We start from the raw sequence: 7,730 nt of genomic DNA, 5'->3' as shown, positions 1-7,730 counted from the left end.
CCAAGGCGCACAAGCCGGCGGATTCTGGCGTAGCTGTAGGCAAAGGCGCAAGGATAGGTAGCCTAAGAGAGTGTCTGGAGATGTCTTTTTAAACGTTAGCGTTTATCGAGACCTCATTCCGTCACGTACCCACAACAGATCCGTCCCCTTATCCCAACAGACGTAAGAAAATGGCCGAGATTGCTAGCCTGGTGCTCACTCGAACAGTCCTAAATATTCCGCCCAACCATACAAAGCCAGAATTCCCAGCAGTGAAAATGCATTCAATCGATATGGTATTTCGACCCACCGCCGCAAATTCAGCGGAAGGCTCCGGACATCTTCGAGGGCGCTCGGATTATCCAGCAACAGGCGCGAAGGACGTTTACGCAGCAAAGCAGTGATCAGAGTGAGCCTGTACCTGCGCGCCCAAAAACCGGAACGTCCCTTCTGCGGGCAGTTGTGGAGCAGATAGCAATTTTCAAGATGCAATTCAATTTCGGAAAGCTTGAAATACCCGACATAGATCATCACCAGAACGTTGGAGATGATCAGCACCAGTAACGCAATGCCAGTGGCGGCGAACAGAAGTTTGATTTCAGTCATTTGAGGTTGCTTCGTAAACGATTTCACCGCGGACTGACCTTCTCTCTGCCCCTTTACAAAAAACCTCTGTATTTCCCATAAAGCCAAAGCACCCACGATGCACCGCACACGAAATAGCCGACATGAAATGGACTCGTCGCCCAGAACCTGAGTCCTCTGGGAAGGCGTTGCACGGCGTCGATCAGCAAGGGCTCCTGCCGCTGGACGCTCTTGGATGTAATCAGCCGGCTGATAGCGGCCATCCGCTGAGTTCTCGAGTAAAAACTTCCCCCTGATGAACCACAGTCCATGGATAGGTACAGCCACTCATCAAAGTGTTTTTCCAGAGCATCGAGTTTTGTGTAAACGGCGTAGAAAATCATTGCGCAGTTGATCACGCCCATCATTATCTGCGCCCCACATGCCCAGGCAAATACTGTGCTGGTGATTTCCATTACTCGGAATACTCATGAATTTCTTGTCCCACTAACTCTCCTAGCTCTGTCATCTTTGTTCCTGTCTCCACGGAACCTGCCGCACCGACCACAAGTACACACACGAGTTTTCCCATTCCTTTCAGTTTCGCGCATACCGCCAAACCTACTTTCCCTCCGATATATCCACCAGCAAGAGCTCCAGCGGTACCGCCGACCATTTTTCCTCCCTCTACAAACCTCACTTGCCTGCATTCCGCCTCGCGGTCGGACGCGCAGACCTCGTAGATTTTTGAGCTGGATGCGCCCAGTTGCAGACCTATGCCGAGATAACCACCTCCCTTCATGAACTTTGCTGCTCTGGCAACGCCCGCAATGTTGGTTGCATATCCGGGCAGTTGTGCCGGTGCGCCTGCTTTGCCCCACCGGTGAACAGTTCGGCGGGTGGACAATCCCAGTGCACGTTTGAGTTTTGGATGATCTGGCAGACCGGAACCTTTGCGTACCAGCGGCCCAAGGCTCGCATCCAGTTTCGCCATCAGACGTTTGCATTTGGCATAGAACTCCGGCGAATGCAGATGGCGATGTTGGGTGTATTGCTGCTGATGCAGTTGCTCCAACTCTTTGAGGGTGTTTTTCAATCCTTCCAGATGCTGCCCGATCATGAATGACGCAACGCCCAATGTGCCGGCCGACACCTCCAGAAACGGCTCAATGACCTCATGATGCTCAACCATGAACGACGCTTCTTCATCCGAAAGGTCTTTCAACGCCTCGTTCACCTTCTCCGCAGCGGCCATCATTTGTGCTTCTTCGCGCCGGCACATGTAGTTGCGAGAGTCGCTGAACAGGACCATCTGCCCAGGCTTGACCCGCTCACCGAGATGTCGATTGAGTGAACGGAATTCGCGACGCAGTGAGTCGCCGGGACTGATTTCGTACAACTCCCGTTCAAGCGCCTCGAGCGTCATGGGTTTCTGAACGATGTGAAAACCCGATTCAGCCGGTTGCGGCAAGGTGTAGGCGTGTTCCTCCACCAAGTGTTGTGCAGGAGGTGGCTCGGGTTTGGGGTTGAAGGCATTCCAGGAGGCGCCGCCGTTGTCTGTAGCCATGCGTGGCTTGACCAGAGCCCAATCACCGTTACGCACAGCATCGATAAGTTTTCGCTCATTCGCGCCGTGCATGTAGTTGGAACGATGCAGGCCCATGGCGTTTAACAAGTCGTCGAATCCGGGCAAGTCGTCCGGGCGATTCAATGCCTGTCGGAACTGTTCCATGGCTTCGTAGGCATCGAGGATCTGCTCTCGCTGGCCATGGAACTCGCTTAGCGGGATGAGTCTGGTCACGTTCGTGTCCCGTTCTGAAAACGCAGGACTTTGGCGAACGGACTCAGGTTTGAATGCAGGACGGATCGGTGTTCGTTGTAGGGAAAATCCGGCTTTCTGACTTGCAGACGCCGCGCTCAAATCATCAATGTTTTATGGCGGTAATGGGTGGGGCAGAAAATAGATCCGTAGCCAATGTTTGCTCCCACAGGTTTCAGCGTCGTACACAACATCTGCAATCAGCATAAAACCCTGTGGGAGCGAGCTTGCTCGCGAAGGCGCCAGAATGAACACCCGATCAATCACCAGGTGATCCCGGCACCCGCATCACTCCGGCAATTGCAAATTATCCAGCGCCCGATTCACCGCCAACTCCCCGAGCATGATCAACTGCGCAATCCCCGCCAGCGCCTGACGCTGCGATGCCGGCAACAGGCTGGAGACGTTCTGGGCGATGGTTTTGGCCGAAGCGAGTGTTGCACTGGCATCGACCAGCAGTTCTTCGGTTTTGTTGTCCGCCGTCACGGCGTACATCCCACGGTTTTTACGTGGGGGCGGCGTGGAACCGGGTGGACAGAGGTAATGGTCGAGCGCGCGGTCGGCGGCTTCGTGGAGTTTTTTGGAATCGATGGATTCGTAGGGGGAAACCGAGGCGGTTTCGGGAGGGTTAGGTGTTGGTTTGATCATGGTGAAGCTCCTATTAGAGTGGAGCCGCAATAACTGTCGCTAAACAGAAAGGTGGCGGCTGTACGCAGGTTAGCGAACCGGTTATAGGCACCCGGCAGACCCGAGGGTCTCCCGCATACAGCCACCATAGCGGAGTCGCAGACATCGAGTCTGCGACAAAGCATGGAACGCTGATGCACCTATTACAAAAAGTCGAGTCGCTAAACCCGATCGCTGAATCATCAGCGACCGCACCACAATAGAACTCGCCCCCAAGGCGCACAAGCCGGCGGATTCTGGCGTAGCTGTAGGCAAAGGCGCAAGGATATGTAGCCTGAGAGAGTGTCTGGAGATGTCTTTTTAAACGTTGGCGTTTATCGAAATCCTCATTGCGTCTCGGATCCCACCGCAGATCCCTCTCCTTGCCCCGACAGAGGTAAGCGGCCGGCGAATACATCCCCCTGAAACTGATAGGGTGCCATCGCCTCCATTGAACCGAGACCGCAGTGGTTATGCGGATTCTGTTCTCTATAATCACTGATCGGCCATGTTTAGGGTGCTTGTCATACCAGCCTCCGCTGATCATAACTCCGCTGTCGTTTTACGCGCAGCTTCCAATAACGACCTGGAAGATCTGGTAGCCATCAGGATTGAGGCCATGCGCGAGAGCCTCGAACGACTTGGACGATTTAACCCAGATCGTGCGCGCGAACGATTTCTTGCTGGGTTCGACGCTAACAGCACACGCCGCATAGAAGTATCAGGTGATCTGGTCGGTTTTGTCGTAATCAAAGACCAGCAGAACGAGCTGCTGCTTGACCACTTGTACTTGGTACCCAGTGCTCAAGGAGCAGGAATCGGCTCTGAAGTGCTTACTCGGATTTTCAGAGAGGCTGATGAGATCGGGCGTCCCATCAAGGTGGGTGCTCTCAAGGAAAGCGCTTCAAATCGCTTTTACACTCGCCATGGCTTCGTGTTCGTCGAAAGCGGTGAATTCGATAACTACTATGTCCGGGCTAGCGGTAATGCCGTTAATTTGGGCGACTAGGCAGATCTTGATACGGTGCACCGTCAGAGGTTGCACCGTTAGATGGGCATCTGCATTCAAAAGGACGGATCTATTTTTAAAAAATAAATTCGTCCCCTTTTCCTCCAGAGCTTTCAACTCACGGCGTTATCGTTTCACAAACAAGATCCTGAGGCGCGCCATCCTTAAATGGAACAGTACATGTTTTTGAAAACTCGGGTGCTGGCTCAAGCGGCATTATCTCAAACAAGAAAGTCAGTTTCTCTTCTTTAAACTCTCCTTTTTTCAATTCAACTTGGGTGTACCCGTCGAGAAAGCTTTTACCATCAATGGAGCATAGCTCTTTTTCTTTAACTATTTTGCCGTTACCCCCGGGCAAGAGCGATTGCACCCGTATGCACGGGGAATCGAATGTCCTCAAATACCTGACAATATATTTACCTATTTTCCCTGCATCTGCTTGGTAGACCCGTTTGTAGTCAAACTCAGCCGCTGTCGCAGATGAAAGACAGGCCAGTCCAAAAACCGTGTACGCTGCCAGACGTAAAATACGCATTAATTACTCTCAAAAATCAAAAATAAATCCGTCCTCTTTTCTTTTCTTTTCTTTGCTTTTCTTTGCCTTCCGTTGATGGAAGCTCCTTCGTCTGTAGCCCCTCAAAGCGCTCAATCGAGGCTGAGCCCAGTGATAACGAAGTTATTTGAGTATCCCTGATTTACCCACCGCAACCAGGACAGCCATCGCCGAAAGCAACGCTATTGCGCTCCATTGCATCCATACAAGTTTCCGCTTGAGTGAGGAAGGAAAGCTCTTTACGTCTTCGGTGCTAAGCGTGCCGCGCCTGACGTAGAAACTAGTAAACGTAACGAGACCAGAGGCACCCCCTACTAAAAGCAATCTGCCCCAAGCACCTCCGTGTTTCAGGGCAGCCAACCTAGTGCCGGCAGAGCTATTTTTGAGGTATTCAAGGATCAGGTCCATCTTGATGCGTGCAATGTAGAGGGCAATCCCGATCCAGATGATCATCAAAATGATCACTACACCACACAACCCTCCGACTATTAGCTCAGCGAAATTCACTTAATAACCTCGTCAATCGTTTCGCCTGCCGGCTCACCAGTGGCGCCCTCTTTTTGTGAGCAGCGGCGCTTATCGAAGCTTCACTGTGCGTAAGCGTGGGAACCGCGCATTGCACAATGCGCTAAACAAAACCTGACTTAACAGCGATCCCAAAGCTGATCATGACCAACAACAGAGAAATGACGCTCCATTGCAGCACTACTAGCTTCCGTTTGAGGGGAGCTGGGAAACTGGCCAAATCTTCAGAGCTCAGCTCACCCCTTTTCAAATAGAACTGAGGAAAGGTCACAATTCCCGAAATACCACCTACGAGCAAAAGCTTCCCCCAAGGCCCTCCATGCCGAAGCGGAGCCCGAGTCATGATCGCTGAGCAATTCTTCAGGTGCTCCAACATAAAATCCATCTTCGTATAGGCCAAGTGCAAACAGACGCCTATCCAAAGAATTAGCCCTGCCAGATCAACGATGGCAATGGACAGAAGTACCTTATCAACGACGTTCAAACTCATTTGCTTGCCTCATAGATCTTCTCACCGGCCCATTCGCCTGTAGCTCCACCAAGAGCTCCACCAGCGTATGAGCCCGCCGCTACGACGATGACACCACATGCCAAGGTTGCCATGCCGCCTGTGGGTACACCCAAGCCAACACAGATAATCCCCGCTGTGGAACCAGTCAAAAACGCACCGGTAGCAGCACCGCCGGCCACTCCTCCGACGAAGTTACCACCCTCGGTATATTTGATCTTTTCGCAGGCATCCTTATTACCTGCCGCACAGACTTCTTGAACCTTCATGTAAGACGCCCCTCCCCCGACCGCTGTACCAATCCAGCCGCCGTACTTCACAACTTTGGCTGCTCTGGCGACACCTTCTGCGTGAGTGGCGTAACCGGGAATCTGTCCCGGAGCACCGGCCAGGGTCCAGTGATGCACCAAGCTTTTGCTTGAGATGCCGAGGGCTGATTTCAAACTTGGATGATCAGGGAAACCGATGCCCTTTCTGGTTAACCCGGTGAGCTGCCTATCAAGCTTGGCAAACAGTCGTGCGCGTTCATCAAAGAACTCCGAACTACGCAAATGACCGTCACGCTGAAAACTTTTCTGGTGCAGCGTTTCGATTTCCTTCAGCGACGTTGTCACGTCTCCCAGATTCTTGGCGAAGATCGATTCACCCACACCGATTGATGTTGAGCCTTGCGAAAGAATGGACTCTATCTGGCTCTGATAGCGAACCATGAAGCTCGCTTCTTCGTCAGTCATGGGCTTGAGTGCCGCGTCCACTTTCTGCGCCGCTTCCATGAGCAACGCTTCTTCACGTGTGCACTGGGGATTGTTCGGATCACTCAACACGATGAGCTGCCCGGGCTTGGCGTACCCGGTGACGTGAGGGTTGAGGCGCGTGAATTTCTCAAGCGTTGCACCATCCGGCTTATCGAACAATGCTGCTTCCAGCGCAGAGCGCGGCATGACTTGCTGAACGATGTAGAAACCGGGTTCCGCTGCTGGCTTCGCAACAGCCGGTTTCTCTGCGGGAGCCTCAGGGTATTCTGCCCAGTGCTTGGCGTGCAGATCAGTCGGTTCTACGCCACGGTAGACCTGTTTTCTTGGCGGGTTAGGTAGTGCGGGCCTTGGTACGTTTCCATATTCACTCATGAATCATCCTTGTTCACTTCGGGAATCCCGACTTGAGGTTCCGACAGTCCGACGCTATCGAAAAGCCCAAGTGCTGGCTGTAGGACAAAGCCTAAAAAGCAGTGCCCAAACGGCTGATTCCTGTCATTCGCGGGGTGCGCAGGATAACTGGTGAGGGAAAATGGTTGTATGGCAGCAGATGGCCACACATAGAATAATCGCAGGATTTGCCTGACCCACCCGCAAACTTGTGCCGAGTACTCGGAGTTTTTGTCGAGCTATAAATCGGCTGGAGGAACAACCAAATGAAGGCTTCACCCCTCGTACTCGTCGCGCTTTATTGCATGGGTATCAGCGCAGCGTTTGCCGATGCCTCACAGGCGCCAAACGACCAGCGAGGGCCAGCAAACATCGCCGTCGGTGAGCGTTTGGCTGCGGCCAAGTCCAAGCTAGTCAAACAAGGCTGGAAGCCGACGCGGATGCATACCAACGACGGCTATGAATACAGTGGCGTGGAGAAGGAGCTGGCTACACGCAAGTTCTTCGAACTGGATACCTGCTCGTTTGATAGCTCGCGCTGCATCTTGTACTACGCGAAGAAAGGAACTTGCCTACGCGTCGATACCATCGGTGAGCAATTCAATGACATGACCGTAACGCGATGGACCCGCGAATGTCCTGAAGCGCCTCAATAACCACACGAAAATGGCACGGTAATAATCAACTGCTCCCACAGGTGTCAGCGTCGTACACAACATCTGCAATCAGCACAAAACCCTGTGGGAGCGAGCTTGCTCGCGAAGGCGCCAGAATGAATACCCAATCAATCACTGGATGATCCCGACACCCGCATCACTCCGGCAATTGCAAATTATCCAACGCCCGATTCACCGCCAACTCCCCGAGCATGATCAACTGCGCAATCCCCGCCAGAGCCTGGCGCTGAGATGCCGGCAACAGGCTGGAGACGTTCTGGGCGATGGTTTTGGCCGAAGCGAGTG

General features: G+C 52.9%; 11 protein-coding genes. 2 read left to right on the top strand and 9 right to left on the bottom strand.

Annotation, left to right across the window (positions count from 1 at the left end; all coding sequences use genetic code 11):
- Nucleotides 1-195: 195 nt before the first annotated feature.
- The 4 genes from ACW9IR_RS27900 to ACW9IR_RS27885 all read right to left on the bottom strand — a co-directional run bounded on the left by ACW9IR_RS27900 (nt 196) and on the right by ACW9IR_RS27885 (nt 3,010).
- Nucleotides 196-585: a hypothetical protein gene (locus ACW9IR_RS27900; protein WP_457465828.1), complete on the bottom strand. Its 390-nt coding sequence runs from the start codon at nt 583-585 to the stop codon at nt 196-198.
- Between the two features lie 53 nt (nt 586-638).
- Nucleotides 639-1,019, bottom strand: coding sequence for a hypothetical protein (locus tag ACW9IR_RS27895; RefSeq protein ID WP_102902209.1), 381 nt, complete (start codon nt 1,017-1,019; stop codon nt 639-641).
- Nucleotides 1,019-2,344 carry a hypothetical protein gene (locus ACW9IR_RS27890; RefSeq protein ID WP_457465827.1) on the bottom strand — a complete coding sequence of 442 codons (1,326 nt, stop codon included), beginning with the start codon at nt 2,342-2,344 and terminating at the stop codon, nt 1,019-1,021. Before ACW9IR_RS27890 ends, ACW9IR_RS27895 begins: the two co-directional genes overlap by 1 nt.
- Before the next feature lie 306 nt (nt 2,345-2,650).
- A complete protein-coding gene (locus ACW9IR_RS27885; protein ID WP_099758868.1) occupies nt 2,651-3,010 on the bottom strand; it encodes a DUF6124 family protein in 360 nt (119 codons plus the stop codon).
- A gap of 637 nt (nt 3,011-3,647) precedes the next feature.
- On the opposite strand from ACW9IR_RS27885, the gene ACW9IR_RS27880 reads away from it, so the two are divergent.
- Nucleotides 3,648-4,037: a GNAT family N-acetyltransferase gene (locus ACW9IR_RS27880; protein ID WP_457465824.1), complete on the top strand. Its 390-nt coding sequence runs from the start codon at nt 3,648-3,650 to the stop codon at nt 4,035-4,037.
- Between the two features lie 118 nt (nt 4,038-4,155).
- On the opposite strand, the gene ACW9IR_RS27875 is transcribed toward ACW9IR_RS27880, so the two are convergent.
- The 4 genes from ACW9IR_RS27875 to ACW9IR_RS27860 all read right to left on the bottom strand — a co-directional run bounded on the left by ACW9IR_RS27875 (nt 4,156) and on the right by ACW9IR_RS27860 (nt 6,750).
- The gene (locus ACW9IR_RS27875; RefSeq protein WP_095189737.1) at nt 4,156-4,572 is read right to left on the bottom strand and encodes a hypothetical protein; all 417 of its coding nucleotides are present in this window, start codon (nt 4,570-4,572) and stop codon (nt 4,156-4,158) included.
- Nucleotides 4,573-4,713: 141 nt separating this feature from the next.
- Complete coding sequence (locus ACW9IR_RS27870; protein WP_457465822.1) at nt 4,714-5,097, bottom strand: hypothetical protein; 384 nt, start codon at nt 5,095-5,097, stop codon at nt 4,714-4,716.
- A 121-nt stretch (nt 5,098-5,218) separates the two neighbouring features.
- Nucleotides 5,219-5,605 (bottom strand): hypothetical protein, encoded by a 387-nt coding sequence (locus tag ACW9IR_RS27865; RefSeq protein ID WP_457465821.1) that lies wholly within the window; start codon nt 5,603-5,605, stop codon nt 5,219-5,221.
- Nucleotides 5,602-6,750 carry a hypothetical protein gene (locus ACW9IR_RS27860; RefSeq protein ID WP_457465819.1) on the bottom strand — a complete coding sequence of 383 codons (1,149 nt, stop codon included), beginning with the start codon at nt 6,748-6,750 and terminating at the stop codon, nt 5,602-5,604. Before ACW9IR_RS27860 ends, ACW9IR_RS27865 begins: the two co-directional genes overlap by 4 nt.
- A 284-nt stretch (nt 6,751-7,034) precedes the next feature.
- On the opposite strand from ACW9IR_RS27860, the gene ACW9IR_RS27855 reads away from it, so the two are divergent.
- A complete protein-coding gene (locus ACW9IR_RS27855; protein ID WP_457465817.1) occupies nt 7,035-7,424 on the top strand; it encodes a hypothetical protein in 390 nt (129 codons plus the stop codon).
- A gap of 157 nt (nt 7,425-7,581) precedes the next feature.
- Here the strand turns inward: ACW9IR_RS27855 and ACW9IR_RS27850 are convergent.
- A partial coding sequence (locus tag ACW9IR_RS27850; protein ID WP_457465829.1) for a DUF6124 family protein occupies nt 7,582-7,730 on the bottom strand: 149 nt, incomplete at its 5' end.

It is taken from the genome of Pseudomonas sp. SDT291_1_S447, assembly GCF_054070155.1.
Note: the sequence above shows the minus strand (reverse complement) of the source record. Positions and strands in the feature narration are given on the sequence as shown.

Coding starts and splice junctions, on each gene's coding strand:
- ACW9IR_RS27900 (WP_457465828.1), bottom strand. CDS start 585: ATGACTGAAATCAAACTTCTGTTCGCCGCCACTGGCATTGCGTTACTG.
- ACW9IR_RS27895 (WP_102902209.1), bottom strand. CDS start 1,019: ATGGAAATCACCAGCACAGTATTTGCCTGGGCATGTGGGGCGCAGATA.
- ACW9IR_RS27885 (WP_099758868.1), bottom strand. CDS start 3,010: ATGATCAAACCAACACCTAACCCTCCCGAAACCGCCTCGGTTTCCCCC.
- ACW9IR_RS27880 (WP_457465824.1), top strand. CDS start 3,648: ATGCGCGAGAGCCTCGAACGACTTGGACGATTTAACCCAGATCGTGCG.
- ACW9IR_RS27875 (WP_095189737.1), bottom strand. CDS start 4,572: ATGCGTATTTTACGTCTGGCAGCGTACACGGTTTTTGGACTGGCCTGT.
- ACW9IR_RS27865 (WP_457465821.1), bottom strand. CDS start 5,605: ATGAGTTTGAACGTCGTTGATAAGGTACTTCTGTCCATTGCCATCGTT.
- ACW9IR_RS27860 (WP_457465819.1), bottom strand. CDS start 6,750: ATGAGTGAATATGGAAACGTACCAAGGCCCGCACTACCTAACCCGCCA.
- ACW9IR_RS27855 (WP_457465817.1), top strand. CDS start 7,035: ATGAAGGCTTCACCCCTCGTACTCGTCGCGCTTTATTGCATGGGTATC.